13 protein-coding genes are annotated in these 13,564 nt (G+C 60.0%); 3 read left to right on the plus strand and 10 right to left on the minus strand.

Annotated features, from left to right (window positions below):
- Positions 1–57: 57 nt before the first annotated feature.
- Entirely contained in the window at positions 58–1,320 is a 1,263-nt protein-coding gene (locus AC6I79_RS00225) for a YidR family protein (protein ID WP_159377265.1), read from the plus strand.
- Here the strand turns inward: AC6I79_RS00225 and AC6I79_RS00230 are convergent.
- Positions 1,298–1,657, minus strand: a complete 360-nt coding sequence (locus tag AC6I79_RS00230) for a YceK/YidQ family lipoprotein (RefSeq protein WP_040679624.1) — start codon at positions 1,655–1,657, stop codon at positions 1,298–1,300. The two genes, AC6I79_RS00225 and AC6I79_RS00230, sit on opposite strands and share 23 nt — an antisense overlap.
- A gap of 285 nt (positions 1,658–1,942) precedes the next feature.
- Here AC6I79_RS00230 and ibpA point away from each other — a divergent pair, with 285 nt between their 5' ends.
- A complete protein-coding gene (ibpA, locus tag AC6I79_RS00235; protein ID WP_010617843.1) occupies positions 1,943–2,359 on the plus strand; it encodes a small heat shock chaperone IbpA in 417 nt (138 codons plus the stop codon).
- 58 nt (positions 2,360–2,417) lie between these two features.
- Here ibpA and AC6I79_RS00240 read toward each other — a convergent pair whose 3' ends face one another.
- The 6 genes from AC6I79_RS00240 to AC6I79_RS00265 are packed head-to-tail and all read right to left on the minus strand — an operon-like array spanning position 2,418 to position 8,136.
- The gene (locus tag AC6I79_RS00240; RefSeq protein WP_021506902.1) at positions 2,418–3,323 is read right to left on the minus strand and encodes an EamA family transporter; all 906 of its coding nucleotides are present in this window, start codon (positions 3,321–3,323) and stop codon (positions 2,418–2,420) included.
- A 21-nt stretch (positions 3,324–3,344) separates the two neighbouring features.
- Positions 3,345–3,845 (minus strand): YbaK/EbsC family protein, encoded by a 501-nt coding sequence (locus AC6I79_RS00245; RefSeq protein ID WP_058775617.1) that lies wholly within the window; start codon positions 3,843–3,845, stop codon positions 3,345–3,347.
- 26 nt (positions 3,846–3,871) lie between these two features.
- The gene (locus tag AC6I79_RS00250) at positions 3,872–4,672 is read right to left on the minus strand and encodes a 2OG-Fe(II)-dependent halogenase WelO5 family protein (protein ID WP_159377278.1); all 801 of its coding nucleotides are present in this window, start codon (positions 4,670–4,672) and stop codon (positions 3,872–3,874) included.
- A gap of 4 nt (positions 4,673–4,676) precedes the next feature.
- The gene (locus AC6I79_RS00255) at positions 4,677–5,387 is read right to left on the minus strand and encodes a class II glutamine amidotransferase (protein ID WP_058775615.1); all 711 of its coding nucleotides are present in this window, start codon (positions 5,385–5,387) and stop codon (positions 4,677–4,679) included.
- Positions 5,375–6,652 carry an ATP-grasp domain-containing protein gene (locus AC6I79_RS00260; protein ID WP_498027494.1) on the minus strand — a complete coding sequence of 426 codons (1,278 nt, stop codon included), beginning with the start codon at positions 6,650–6,652 and terminating at the stop codon, positions 5,375–5,377. Before AC6I79_RS00260 ends, AC6I79_RS00255 begins: the two co-directional genes overlap by 13 nt.
- 17 nt (positions 6,653–6,669) lie before the next feature.
- Positions 6,670–8,136, minus strand: a complete 1,467-nt coding sequence (locus tag AC6I79_RS00265) for a hypothetical protein (protein WP_058775613.1) — start codon at positions 8,134–8,136, stop codon at positions 6,670–6,672.
- Positions 8,137–8,307: 171 nt separating this feature from the next.
- Between AC6I79_RS00265 and AC6I79_RS00270 the strand changes: the two genes are divergently transcribed.
- A complete protein-coding gene (locus tag AC6I79_RS00270) occupies positions 8,308–9,753 on the plus strand; it encodes an aminotransferase-like domain-containing protein (RefSeq protein ID WP_058775612.1) in 1,446 nt (481 codons plus the stop codon).
- On the opposite strand, the gene AC6I79_RS00275 is transcribed toward AC6I79_RS00270, so the two are convergent.
- From AC6I79_RS00275 to AC6I79_RS00285, 3 genes are all read right to left on the minus strand, one after another.
- The gene (locus AC6I79_RS00275; RefSeq protein ID WP_159377261.1) at positions 9,750–10,997 is read right to left on the minus strand and encodes a valine--pyruvate transaminase; all 1,248 of its coding nucleotides are present in this window, start codon (positions 10,995–10,997) and stop codon (positions 9,750–9,752) included. The genes AC6I79_RS00270 and AC6I79_RS00275 overlap by 4 nt on opposite strands.
- Before the next feature lie 80 nt (positions 10,998–11,077).
- Complete coding sequence (gene ghrB, locus AC6I79_RS00280; RefSeq protein ID WP_058758185.1) at positions 11,078–12,052, minus strand: glyoxylate/hydroxypyruvate reductase GhrB; 975 nt, start codon at positions 12,050–12,052, stop codon at positions 11,078–11,080.
- 66 nt (positions 12,053–12,118) lie between these two features.
- Complete coding sequence (locus AC6I79_RS00285) at positions 12,119–13,402, minus strand: MFS transporter (RefSeq protein ID WP_021506893.1); 1,284 nt, start codon at positions 13,400–13,402, stop codon at positions 12,119–12,121.
- Positions 13,403–13,564 lie beyond the last annotated feature (162 nt).

Here is a 13,564-nt window from a genome sequence, read left to right on the forward strand (position 1 = left end):
CTTAACTGAACGGCATCACGTAATTTGTCCGGCAACGGTTACATCTGAGGTTGCCCCATGTCAGAAAAACAACTCACCTTTACTCAGCGCCATCATCAGCTGACCAATATCAACGTCTGGACCGCCGACAGCCAGTGGCTGGCATTTGATGTGCGGCCGTCCGGCGCCTCGTTTACCAGCCTGACCATTGAGCGCGTCAACGTGCACAGCGGCGCGGTCGAGGTGCTTTATCAGGCGCGCGATGGCGCGTACGTCGGCGTGGTGACCGTGAGTCCGGATCTGCCGCCGCGCTATGTCTGTATTCATGGGCCGGAGCATCCCGATGCGCACTGGCATTATGACTTTCATCACCGGCGCGGCGTGATTGTTCAGCAGGGCATCGCAGAGAACCTCGACGCCTGCGATATCACCGCGCCCTATACGCCAGGTGCGCTGCGTGGTGGCTCGCACGTGCATGTGTTCAGTCCGGATGGCTCGCGGCTGAGCTTTACCTATAACGATCACGTGATGCATGAGCGCGATGTGCGTGACGACCTGCGCAACGTCGGCGTGGCGGTGCCGCTGCATCCGGTGTGCCCGCCGAAGCAGCATCCGCGCGAATATGACGGCAGCCACTACTGCGTGCTGGTGAGCCACACCCGGCGCGATCCACAACCGGGCAGCGATCAGATTGACCGCGCTTATGAAGAGTGCTGGATCGGTGAGCGTGGCTATCAGAAAGCGGACGGCAGCTGGCAGCGCTGGGCCATCGCCTTTATCGGCGATACGCGCAATGCCAGTGGTGAAAAAGTGCCGGAAGTGTTTGTGGTCGATCTGCCTGAGGCGCTGGCGGACTATGCCAGAGCCGGCAATGCACCGCTGCAGGGCACGGCAGAGCAGCTGCCGGCACCGCCGGCTGGCGTGCAGCAGCGGCGCATCACGCACGGTAAAGGGCTGGCGCTGCAGCCGCGCCACTGGTTGCGCGCTGCGCCGGATGGCAGCGCAATCGCCTTTTTGCAGGCTGACGAGCAGGGCATTGTGCAGCTGTGGACAGTCTCACCCAACGGTGGCGCGGCGCGTCAGATCACCTCACTGCGCAGCAGCATTCAGTCTGCTTTCAGCTGGCAGCCGGACGGCGCAGCCATCGCCTTTATCTGTGATAACAGCGTGATGCGTTGTGAGATAGCCAGCGGACAGTGTACGCGCCTTACCGCGCGCAGCGCGCAACCGCCGGGCGGCGACGCGGTGGTGTGGTCGCCGGACGGGAAGCAGATCGCCTACATGCGCGAGGTTGACGGCTGGCGACAGCTGTTCTGCGTCAGTGCGATTCCGCCGGCATAGCCGCCGCGGTGGCCAGGCTGGCCTGGGTGCCAGCCATCTTCTCGCTCTGCAGCACGCGTTCGCGCGGCGAATCTTTGGTTTTATCGTCGTCGGCGCGGAAGTAATCCCACGGCAGCAGCAGCGTATCCATCACCGCCGAAAAGGGCAGATCGATCAGCGCCAGCGGTTTAATCGCCCAGCTGGTATTGTCATCGGTCAGCATCTCTGCGCTGGCGCGCGTGCCGGGGTAGTAACCCTGGCTGGCACCGGTATGCGACATCACGCTGGAGCAGCCTGATGTGGCACAGGCGCAGCAGACCAGCAGGCCGGTGAGCGGAAAGCGTTTCATCATTTTCATCATCATCATCCCTACAGTCATGGCATGGCCCTGGCTGGAGTGTGTCACCTGACATCCGCATAACTCTGTGGTTATGTCCTTCCCGTCAGGCGAAGCGTCCCCTGAGTGTATGCCATATCGTCAGAATTGCTGCAAAAAAAAGCGCATTGCCCCTTGAAAGCGACCTGAGCGCACCCATCTTTAAGCTACGGTCACGACGCGGTCGCCGACAGGGACACCGACGGGCCGGACAACCTGTCCATGGTGGAAGGTTGCCAAAACTTGCTGATTATCAGGAGTCTTATTATGCGTAACTTTGATCTCTCTCCGCTTTATCGTTCTGCTATTGGTTTCGACCGTCTGTTTAACCTGCTTGAGTCCAATCAAAACCAGGCCAACGGCGGCTACCCTCCGTACAACGTCGAGCTGGTAGACGAAAACCACTATCGCATCACCATTGCCGTCGCCGGCTTTGCGCAGAGCGAACTGGATATCACCGCCCATGACAACATGCTGGTGGTGCGCGGCGCCCACCCTGAAGAGCAGCAGGAACGTAAATACCTGTACCAGGGCATCGCAGAACGTAACTTCGAACGCAAATTCCAGCTGGCCGATCACATCGTGGTGCGCGATGCGCGTCTCGAACTGGGCCTGCTGAGTATCGATCTGGAACGCATCGTCCCGGAAGAGGCGAAACCACGCCGGATTGAAATCCTGAAATAAGGCTAACGAAGTAAAGAAAAACGCCGCTGCAACGCGGCGTTTTTTTATGGCTGCATCATCAGGTACGTACCAGCAGGCGCTGGCTCACCATACCGCCAAACACATTCACCAGCAGCCCGAGAATGATCACCGACGCGCCGAGAATCTCCTGTGCCGACAGAGTTTCGCCGAGGATCAGCGCGGCGCTGAGAATACCGACCACCGGCACCAGCAGCGACAGCGGCGCCACGCGCCAGGTTTCGTAGCGGCTGAGCAGATTGCCCCAGATGGCGTAGCCAATGATGGTGGCGAAAAACGCCAGATAGAGCAGTGCCAGCACCGTCTGCAGCGAAATATCCAGCAGGCTGGTGACAATGGCGGATTCGCCCTCGAACCACCACGAACAGGCAAAGAACGGTGCAATCGGCACCAGCGCGCTCCACACCACCAGCGACATCACCGGCACCTTGCGGTTGCGCAGGATAATCTTGTTAGTGATATTGCCCAGCCCCCACGACAGCGCCGCCGCCAGCGTCAGCATCATGGTGGTCAGCGTGATGCCCGCGGTTGTCTGGCCCTCCATACCGGCGGTTGCCAGCATAAACATGCCGAGCGTGGCGACCAGAATGCCGGCGATGTGGTTCCAGCGCAGCTTCTCGGCCAGCAGCAGCGCGCCGAGCAGCAGGGTGAAAAATGCCTGCGCCTGCAGCACCAGCGAAGCCAGCCCGGCTGGCATGCCAAGCTTGATGGCGAGGAACAGAAACGCGAACTGACCAAAGCTGATGGTCATGCCATACACCACCAGCCAGCGCAGCGGAATTGCCGGACGACGCACGAAAAAGATCGCCGGAAACGCCACCAGCGTAAAACGCAGTCCCGCCAGCAAAAAGGGCGGCATGCCCTGCAAACCCAGCTTAATCACCACAAAATTTACGCCCCACGCCACCACGACGCACAGGGCTAACAACATATCTTTCACGGACATACGCATTCCTCAGCGCGGCAATCAGGCGGTTGCCGTCACCGGTGTGGCGATCTCTGCACCGCAGTCATCGCCGATCAGTCGAAAATAATCATCCACATCCAAAGCTACCGAGCGGTCCAGCGCACCGGCGTTAAACCACAGCGTCCCGACATCACGCAGCCGCGCATCCACGCGCAGCGCCAGTCGGTCATCAAAACTAAACGGCGGCACCGCGCCCATCACACACTGCGTCAGCGCTTGTGCCTGCTCAGGGGTGGCAAACGTCGACTTCTTACCGCCAATGGCACGCGCGGCGTGTTTGAAGTTGATTTTGCAGTCGCCGGGTACGATCGCCAGCAGATAGCGCGGCGCGGCGCCGTCCGGCATAGTGACTTCCAGCACCATCGCTTTGGCCGCCTGCTGGAGATCGTTTCCGCGGATGGCGCTGATCACCTCGGTCTGGCCGATGGCCTCATGCTCCACCACGCGGTAGCGGGCCTGCTGCGCATCCAGCAGCGCAATCACTTTGTCATAGGTTGTCATACTGTCTTCCTCGTCTAAGGCCGGGATTAACTCCAGGCAATGGCGTGCTTCATTTTTTTGTCGGTCAGGCCAAAGAAAAAGCCCATGGTGATGCGCGTGTCGCCTTCAACGCGATCGATTTCATGATAAAACGCGGGATTAAACAGATAGATATCGCCACTGCGCGGCGCGAACTCGCAGGTCTCGCTGCCGGCGATGACGCCGCTCTGGTAGCCCAGCTCGCCGGGCGTTTTAAAGCGCTCGTCTTCCGGCTGCCATTTCTTATTGAAGATGCGCAGCGCGCCGCCGGCGTTGCACTCCTGCAGGCACACCACGCAGCTCAGCTGATGCAGAATGTGCGTCACCGCCAGACCGCTGCCAGCGGCATCGCGCACGATGTTGTCGTTATGCAGCGGATTAGCGACGCCGTCAGCGTGGAAACGCACAATCGAGCCGGCGTAATCACCCAGTGCCGGTTCGGTGGCGGTTTGCAGACTCTCAAGGCGCAGCGCATGCTGCACCCAGTGGTAAATCTGCGCGCGCAGTGCGTGCAGCGAGGCCGGCAGCGCCGGCTGGATGTCGCGAAGTTCGGTGAAATAGTTTTCCGGCGCGGCGGTATGCTTCGCCAGATACGGGCCGAGCGTGGTCAGCGCGCCATTTGGATAGTGAGAAACCCGTACCTGCTCGCGGCACTGCTGGAGATCAGCCACCACCGCGTTGCGCACCTCTGGCGTGAGGAAATTGCGCAGTACCAGCAGCGGCACGCGCGCGGTGACGATGTCATCCAGCCAGGTGCTTTCGACGAACATATTGGGGTTAATGACGCGAATCTGATTGAAAATGGCCATGGGTTCACTCTCCAAAAGGAATTTCATGAAGTTCATGGTTGCTCATACGGTGCCATGCTGACGCCGTGCCCAGTGTTGAAACAGGTTCAGAGGAGATAAAGGTGCTGTTGTTCTGCTGACAACGATGCAGGGTGAAATAGTCGGGGTAAGGCGTGTCATCAGGATGCCATTGCCATGCCCAGGCCTTCTCGCGGGTGACGAAAATGGCGTTCGCCGCGCTGCCACCCGGCGCCACCCGGGCCATTTTTTCGCGCAGATAGTCGCGGGTGAAATCGGCGGGCGTGACGCGGTCGACGATATATTCCAGATATTCAGCGGAATCAAAGCGCGACTGCGTCATGCCCAGCTGCGCATAGACGGTCGGCAAAAAGCCGTTGTGCATCATGTACCACTGGGTGGTGCCGCTGGTGCGCCGCAGCGGATGGGAGAACGCAATGCCCTGGTTTTTGCTGAGCGTGGCGTGACGCACGTGCACCGCCAGAAAGCGGCTGTGCTGCATACGCGTGACGTCAATGCCAGGCAGTGCTTCGGCAAAGGTGCCGGTGCCATGCAGCGTACGGATCTGACCGTGCTCCAGCCACAGACAGCCCCAGCCGTTGGGATGTTGTTTAATCGGGCCATCGTGCGCGGCGGTTTCACCGCAGCTCATGGCGCGTGCGGCGTCCAGTACCGCAGCGGCGTCAAACTGGCCGTGTGCCAGAATCATTCTGCACATAGTAAATCTCTCCGTGAGGTCAAAGCGGGAACAGCAAGAAGGGCGTGAAACACCGCCAGAATTTCGTCGCGACTGGCGGCAGGCAGACGCAGCGTGGCGAGAATCCCGGCGTGGCGCGTCAGATCGGCGTACAGTGATGAGCGCGGTGAGACCTCCAGCGCCGGTAAGTTGAGCGGTGGTAACAGCTGGCCGCGCTGGTGGTCGGCAATCCAGCGCTCGGCGGCGTCATACTGCAGCCGCTGGCGCAACCGCAGCCGGCCGACGGCCGGTGACGGTGAAGCGAAGTGCAGTTCAGGCAGGCCGCGTCCGGCTTCAACCTGAAAGGCCACCTCGGCCCAGTTGATGCCGGTGACCTCTTCCACCAGGTTCACCACGCCCATGCCGGACAGGCGAAAGCCCATTTCGAGAAAGTGCGGCTCGCCGTTCACCATAATGAAATCAATGTGGAAAGCGCCGCGCCGGTAGCCGAAGGTTTCACAGCAGAAGCTCATCAGGCTGGTGAAGGCGGCGGGCAGCTGCTGCGCCGCCATCGCCACATGGCCGGATTCGTAAAAGCTGATACAGCCGTCGGCCTCGGTATGCTGCTCAATCACCTTCTGGCAGCAGGTCAGCGCTACCGCGTGTCCATTCTCCACCACGCCCTGCAGCGAATATTCGTCGCCGGCCAGCCAGCTTTCGACGATAAAGCCGGTAAAGCCGCGTCCGCCATAGTTCATGGTGTCGAGCAGCCGGGCAATCACCGCATCCAGCTGGCTGGCCTCTTCCACCAGCCAGATGCCCAGTCCGCCGCCGCCGTCGACCGGTTTGATCACGCAGGGATAAAGCAGCGCATCCCGCGCATCGCCAATGCTGAGCGGTGAGGCAAAGAAGCGAAACTCCGGTTGCGGAAAACGCGGCCAGGCTTTGCGCAGCGCCATGCGCTGTGCGTATTTATCCGGCGGGATGAAGCCCGGACCGGCATCCGGGCCGGCCAGCAGTTCACGCACCCGGCCAGCGCTGGCGTTGTAAGCCTCAAAACCGGCCAGCACCACCTGTGGATGCTCCAGCAGACCGGCGTGCAGACAGGCATTGAGGACATCCCACGGATTTTCCGGGCGATCGAGACGCACAATCAGATCGAACGGCAGGGCGATGCTGAGCGATTGATAGTCGACAAAATCCCCCATTTCGGCCAGTACGGTAAAATAGCCTTCGCGTTTTGCCACCGCGCAGTAGGGATTTTGCCCGTCGCGCGTGGCGCCAATCTGCAGAAAAATCTTTCTCATCGCGTCGCCTTACCGGGTTAACGCCCGGAAATCACTTCAGTAACGATGTCCTGTAACGCACCGTTGTTAACCTGAATCACCGCTTTGTGCGGGTCGAAACGCAACACGCGCGACAGCGCATCGCCGCGTGCGCCGTCCAGCAGCGAACTCACCGCCGCGCTGCGCCAGCAGTGCCGCATCTGCGCCACGCTGAGGCCCGACAGCTGCGTGAGCTGCTGCGCCAGCGCCACATCCTCGCTCTCTCCACTCAGCAAGGCGCGCACTGCGGCTTCTTCCGGCGCGGCCGGCAGCTGCAGCAGCCAGGCTTTCAGCTGCTGGCCGGCGGCGATAAACGGTGAATAGATCATGCATACCAGCTGGGTTTCACTGAGGCCGAAAGCGTCGAGTGCGAACTGCGCGGCGCGCTGGCGTGCGCGGGCAATCGCGGCATCGTCCTGATAGCGCGCGGCCATCTCATCGATCAGCTGCGGCGGAAAGTCCTTCTGCACCATCAGGCCGAGCGCAAAGCGCACATATTCGCGAATGCCTTCGGCGTAGCTGCGCTGCAACAGCGTCTCCGCACGCAGACCGCGAATATGTGCCATTAATGTCGGATTGCCGCAGTCCGACTCGGAGAAGCTGAACATCAGCTCATCGAAGCGGAAATGCATGAATTCGGTCAGCAGCGCCCAGTGCGCGCCAGCCTCATAAGCGGTGTCCTGATAGATGTTGAAGAACAGCGGGTCGCGCGCCAGCTGCCAGGTAATGCGATGTGCCGGCGTGACCTGGTCAGCGCCGTAAATGTCGGCGAAGTAACGCGCCGCCACGCCGTCCAGCGTGTGCAGAAAGCCGCTAAAGCCGCGCGACTTATCGGCCATCGGCGCATCAAACAGTTTTGACAGGTGGCGCGCCCACGCAAGGTAAGCGGTCTGTTCCTGCGGCGAATCGCCGGTGATGATCACATCGACGCCGCCATCGTAATGCGCCGCCAGGCCAAACGAATTCACCATGCTCAGGTTGCAGGCGTTGCAGAAGGTGGAGCGCGCGTCGGCACGGAAGCGGTGACCATTCATCAGCACATCGTCGCGGTTCTGCTGGCGCACGCTCTGCGGCATCGGCAAATGGCGATCGAAGAGACGAATCTGCAGCCCGTCGGTCACCAGGCACTCGGTGAACGCGTCGTCATGGATACGCAGCGCACGATAGACGCGATCGATGTTTTCCATCACGCTATCGTTCATGGCGGCATGGCGGTTAGTGCTGATGCGCAGCTGAAACGTGCTGTTGCGCTGTTGCCAGATTAACCCCTGAATGTAACGTACGTAGGCCACCATATAGCTGCTGTCTTTGCCGCCGCCATAGGCCAGCAGTACGCGGTTACGTTCGGGATGGTCGGGATCGGGCAGGGCGGCGAGCAGTCGCTGAGCACAGTGCTGGGCGGAATCGAGAATCGCGGGCGTCAGGTATTCTTCAATTTCACTCATCATCGCGGACAGATTATTCATTTTTCACTTCATCCTTTGGCTAATAAAATCGCCGCTGCCGTGCGGGCGACAACGGGCTGGAAAACGGGCCACGAAGGTGCTGCGTGAAGCTGAATTAACAGATGCAGCCTAAAGTACTTTGAATGTAATCTGATGAATACGCACAGATCAGCACGATATGGGGTGGAACAGATGGCGGGTGAAACGCAGGAACAGGAGAGTCAGAGCAGTCGTTACCGTCAGATCGCTGAGCAGATAAAACAGGCCATTCACAGCGGATCGCTGCCGCCCGACAGCCGTTTGCCGTCGGTGCGCACGCTGGCGACGCAGTATCGCGTCAGCATGACCACTGCGCTGAAAACATTACGCACGCTGGAGGATGAGCACTACGCGGTGGCGCGGCCGAAGTCCGGCTTTTTTGTCGCACCGCGTCCCACAGAGAAAAAAGTGCCGGCGGTATTCAGCGAGCAGCCGCGCGAAGTGGCGCCGCTGGATGAGCAAACCGAACTGCACCTGGCGATGCTGGGATCGGACTGCCGCGTGCGGCTCGATCTGGCCAACGGCGACATCTCGCTCTATCCGGTGAAAAAAATTGGCCTGCTGATGCGGCAGATGGGTTACAGCAAACCGGCGCTGCTCGGTAATACGGTGAAAGGCACCGGCTATGCGCCGCTCAAGGCGGAAATTGCCCGGCGCGCGGTGGATTATGGCTGCAATATCAGCGCCGATGACATCCTGGTCACTAACGGCTGCATTGAAGCGATTTCGCTGGCGCTGCGCGCCACCACGCGGCCGGGCGATATCGTGGCGGTGGAGTCGCCGTGCTACTTTGTGCTGCTACAGATGTTGCACAATCTCAACCTGCGCGTCATTGAAGTGGAAGCCGGGCCGGAGGGTTACGTTAACGTCGCGAAACTCACCGGGCTGTTCCGGCGTAAAGCGGTGCAGGCCTATCTCACCATCAACAACATTAATAATCCGCTGGGCAAAAGCATCCCCAACGAGCACAAGGCGTATATCGCGCGCCAGGCCGATGAGAATGATGTGGTGATCATTGAGGACGATATCTTTGGCGATACGGCTTTCGGCGAGCGCCGGCCGTTTCCGATGCGCGCCTTCAGCCCCAATGCCATCCTGTGCAGCGGCTTTTCCAAAACCGTGGCACCCGGCATCCGTATTGGCTGGGTGCACAGCACCAAGTACATGCGCAAAATCGCCTCGCTGAAGTACACCACCAGCATGGGCACGTCGGTGCTGTCGCAGGCGGCGATTGCCGAACTGCTGCGCAGTGGCGGTTACGATGCGCACCTGCGCAAGCTGCGGCGCGAGCTGAAAAATCAGATTCACCATATGCGCCAGGCGGTGCTGCGCTACTTCCCGGCGGGCACGCGTGTGTCGGATCCGGAGGGCGGTTACGTGCTGTGGGTGGAGATGCCGCAACAGGCGCTGAACGTGCGCGCGCTGTTTCTCAAGGCGCGCAACGCGGGCATCGGCATCGCGCCTGGACACATCTTCGCCACCGATCACCGCTACGATCACTGCTTCCGGCTCAACGCCGGTTTTGGCTGGAATGCCGAAGTCGAACAGGCGATTCAGCAGCTGGCGCAGTGGTGCCAGCTGTCGTTAAGCGCGGATTAAGCGTTCCAGGCGTTATCCAGCTCTTCCGCCAGAATCTGTACCGCACGCTCAATCTTGTCGCTGTCCGGTACGTAATTCATGCGCATGCACTGATGGGTGTGCGGCCAGGCCTGTTCCAGCCCCGGGAAGAAGAAGTGGCCCGGCACCATCAGCACGCCGCGCGCTTTCAGGCGCTGATACAGCGCTTCGGTGCTGATCGGCAGGTCGCGGAACCACAGCCACAGGAAGATAGCACCTTCCGGTTTGTGGATCAGGCAGCGATCTTCGCTGATATAGCGGCGAATAATGGCGATAGTTTCGCTAACCTTGGCCTGATAGAACGGTTTAATCACTTCCTGCGACAGGCGCAGCAGATCGCCACGCACAATCATCTCAGTAGCAATCGCCGGACCGATGCTGCCTGGTGCCAGGCTGATAATGCCATTCATGTTACCAATGGCACCGATCGTGCTCTCATCGGCAACGATAATCCCGCAACGTGCGCCCGGCAGGCCCAGCTTCGACAGGCTCATGCACAGAATGGTGTTGGGGTTCCACAGCGGACGTGCCTCACTGAAGATGATGCCGGGGAACGGCACGCCGTAGGCGTTATCGATTAGCAGCGGGACGCCGTGCTGCTGTGCCAGCGCATCCAGCTGCAGCAGTTCGTGGTCGGTGATGACGTTGCCGGTTGGATTGGTCGGACGCGACACGCAAATCAGGCCAATCTCATCATTCAGCGGCAGATGGTCGAAATCGACGTGGTATTTGAACTGGCCTTCCGGCAGCAGTTCAATGTTGGGTTTGGCGGAGATGAACAGATCCTCCTCCAGCCCGGCATCGGCATAGCCGAGGTATTCCGGTGCCAGCGGGAACAGCACGCGCTTTTTGCTGCCGTCGGCGCGGCGGCCGGCAAACAGATTAAACAGGTAAAAGAACGCGCTCTGGCTGCCGTTGGTGAGCGCGATATTTTGTGGCGTCACCGGCCAGCCGAGTTCCTCGCGCAGTAGCGTAGCCAGCGCCTCCAGCAGCAGCGCTTTGCCGCGCGGGCCGTCGTAGTTGCACAGCGCTTCGTTCAGCTTGCCGTCCTGATGCATCTGCAGCAGCAGCTGACTGAAATAATCATTGATGGCCGGAATCTGCGCCGGATTACCGCCGCCCAGCATGATCGTGCCAGGCGTGCGCAGCCCTTCGCCCATATCTTCCATCAGACGAGAGATGCCGGAATGTTGCGTAAATTTGTCGCCGAACTGAGAAAAAGCCATAGGAGGTAAAAACATTGTTATCAGGGGGAAGACCACCATAGCGCCCGCAACCGGCAGGCGCAATGGCTAAAGCCGTGGGATCAAGCCTGGACCTGCGGGTTAACGCAGTTTTTCTCCACTTTACCGCTCAGTGCGGCGATCAGGTTGTCGACCGCATCGCGCGCCATGCCGTAGCGCGTTTCATGCGTGGCGGAGCCGATGTGCGGCAGCGCGACCACGTTCGGCAGCGTGAGGATTTCCGCATCGGCCGGCACCGGCTCGACTTCAAACACATCCAGCCCGGCGGCGTGAATAGTGCCGTCTTTCAGTGCGGCGGTCAGCGCCTGCTCATCGACCACCGGACCGCGTCCGGCGTTGATCAGAATCGCGCTCGGCTTCATCAGTTTCAGCTGTTCCGCACCGATCATATGGTGCGTCTGCTCGGTCAGCGGCAGGCTGATGCAGACAAAATCGCTCTCTTTCAGCAGCGTTTCCAGATCGCAGGCGCGTGCGCCAAAGCGGGTTTCCGCCTCTTCATGCTGGCGGCGGGCGTTGTACAGAATGTTCATGCCGAAGCCAAAGTGCGCGCGCTGCGCCAGTGCCAGACCAATGCGGCCCATGCCGAGAATGCCCAGCGTCTTGTGGTGTACGTCGATACCGAAGTGCTCAGCGTCGATACTCTTTTTCCACTCACCGGCTTTGACCCACTTATCCAGCTCGGTGACGCGACGCGCGGTGCTCAGCACCAGCGCCATCATGGTATCGGCCACGGTTTCGGTCAGTACGGTGGGCGTGTGCATCAGCAGAACGTTGCGCTGGTTGAGCGCATCAACGTCAAAGTTGTCATAGCCGACGGAGACGGTAGAACAGGCACGCAGTGCCGGCATGCTGGCCAGCAGCTCATCATTCACTTTGCCGCCGGAGCCCAGCAGACCCTGCGCTGCGGCGAACTGCGCCGCATGTTGTTTCACCGTCTCCGGCGAGACATCTTTCACTTCCGTGACGCTGAAGTGCTGATCCAGCTTGGCACGCAGGTCATCGGGCAGGCTCTTATACAGAATCACAGCAGGTTTCATTATTTGCTCCCTGTAGAACGTGTGACGGGCGACCTGAGTCGCCCGGAAAAGTCATCGCTTACGCTTTCAGGCGTGCTTCGCCCCGTGAATCGGCGGCGGCGTTTTGTTGGCCGCCGGTTTAACAATCAGCGTCAGCCACACCGACGCCAGTAGCGCAGCACCCATAAAGACATAGGAGGCGGCAGGACTGCCGGTCGCCCCATTAAGATAGCCTACGATCCATGAACCGATGAAGGAACCCAGTGCGCCCATACTGTTAATCAGCGCCATGGCACCGCCGGAAACATTGCGCGGCAGCATCTCCGGAATGATGGCGAAGAACGGGCCATACGGGGCGTACATGGCCCCGCCGGCAATCACCAGCAGCGCATACGACAGCCAGAAGTTACTGGAGCCCACCATCCACGAGCCGAGGAACGCCAGTGCGCCAATCAGCAGCAGCGGCCAGACAAACAGCTTACGGTTTTGCGTCTTGTCCGACGCCCACGACACCACCAGCATGGCGATGGTCGCCACCAGATACGGTACCGCCGACAGCCAGCCCGCTTCGACCATGCCCATCTGCGTGCCGTTACGCAGAATCGACGGCAGCCACAGCACGAAACCGTACACGCCGATGCTCCAGGCAAAATATTGCAGGCACAGCAGGATAACGTTGCGGTTGCGGAAGGCTTCGCTGTAGTTGCGCACCGCTTTAATGTTCTCCTGCTCCTTCTGCAGCTGCGCCTGCAGCGCCGCTTTCTCTTCGTCGCTCATCCATTTGGCCTGGGCCGGTTTATCCTGCACCATAAACCACCAGGCAATCGCCCAGATCACCGCCGGGAAGCCCTCGATGATGAACATCTCGCGCCAGCCAAAGGAGTTAATCAGGTAGCCGGACACCACCGACATCCACAGCACCGTCACCGGGTTGCCGAGGATCAGGAAGGTATTGGCGCGTGAGCGCTCAGATTTGGTAAACCAGTTGCTGATGTAGATCAGCATCGCCGGCATCACCGCCGCTTCCACCACGCCGAGGACAAAGCGGATGGCGGCCAGCATCGGAATATTGCTGACGATACCGGTCAGCGAGGCGCAGCCGCCCCACAGAATCAGACACCAGAAAATCAGTTTTTTTACGCTGCGGCGCTCGGCATAGACCGCGCCGGGGATCTGAAAGAAGAAGTAGCCAAGGAAGAACAGGGCACCGAGCAGCGATGACATGCCTTTGGTGATACCGAGATCCTCATTTATCCCTGCGGCAGAGGCGAAGCTAAAGTTCGCCCGGTCCAGATACGCCAGACTGTAGGTGATAAACACGATGGGCATGATATACCACCAGCGTTTTGGCGCGATTGTCTGCGATTTCATGGGTGACTCCTCTGGTTGAGGCGGGCGCATTCTGTGGATGCGTCTCGAAATTAGGGTGTAGAGACAGTTTTAGCGTATTGGCACGGCATCGTAGCGGCGCGATTCATCGCGCGTTGTTGACGTTGCGTCCTGCATGTGCGCAATAAATTGCGCCGCTACGGG

Source organism: gamma proteobacterium symbiont of Scutellera amethystina (assembly GCF_059730845.1).

What these genes read in the sequence shown, in the direction of transcription:
- AC6I79_RS00225 (WP_159377265.1), top strand. Translation starts at nt 58, where the DNA reads ATGTCAGAAAAACAACTCACCTTTACTCAGCGCCATCATCAGCTGACC.
- AC6I79_RS00230 (WP_040679624.1), bottom strand. Translation starts at nt 1,657, where the DNA reads ATGAAAATGATGAAACGCTTTCCGCTCACCGGCCTGCTGGTCTGCTGC.
- ibpA (WP_010617843.1), top strand. Translation starts at nt 1,943, where the DNA reads ATGCGTAACTTTGATCTCTCTCCGCTTTATCGTTCTGCTATTGGTTTC.
- AC6I79_RS00240 (WP_021506902.1), bottom strand. Translation starts at nt 3,323, where the DNA reads ATGTCCGTGAAAGATATGTTGTTAGCCCTGTGCGTCGTGGTGGCGTGG.
- AC6I79_RS00245 (WP_058775617.1), bottom strand. Translation starts at nt 3,845, where the DNA reads ATGACAACCTATGACAAAGTGATTGCGCTGCTGGATGCGCAGCAGGCC.
- AC6I79_RS00250 (WP_159377278.1), bottom strand. Translation starts at nt 4,672, where the DNA reads ATGGCCATTTTCAATCAGATTCGCGTCATTAACCCCAATATGTTCGTC.
- AC6I79_RS00255 (WP_058775615.1), bottom strand. Translation starts at nt 5,387, where the DNA reads ATGTGCAGAATGATTCTGGCACACGGCCAGTTTGACGCCGCTGCGGTA.
- AC6I79_RS00260 (WP_498027494.1), bottom strand. Translation starts at nt 6,652, where the DNA reads ATGAGAAAGATTTTTCTGCAGATTGGCGCCACGCGCGACGGGCAAAAT.
- AC6I79_RS00265 (WP_058775613.1), bottom strand. Translation starts at nt 8,136, where the DNA reads ATGAATAATCTGTCCGCGATGATGAGTGAAATTGAAGAATACCTGACG.
- AC6I79_RS00270 (WP_058775612.1), top strand. Translation starts at nt 8,308, where the DNA reads ATGGCGGGTGAAACGCAGGAACAGGAGAGTCAGAGCAGTCGTTACCGT.
- AC6I79_RS00275 (WP_159377261.1), bottom strand. Translation starts at nt 10,997, where the DNA reads ATGGCTTTTTCTCAGTTCGGCGACAAATTTACGCAACATTCCGGCATC.
- ghrB (WP_058758185.1), bottom strand. Translation starts at nt 12,052, where the DNA reads ATGAAACCTGCTGTGATTCTGTATAAGAGCCTGCCCGATGACCTGCGT.
- AC6I79_RS00285 (WP_021506893.1), bottom strand. Translation starts at nt 13,402, where the DNA reads ATGAAATCGCAGACAATCGCGCCAAAACGCTGGTGGTATATCATGCCC.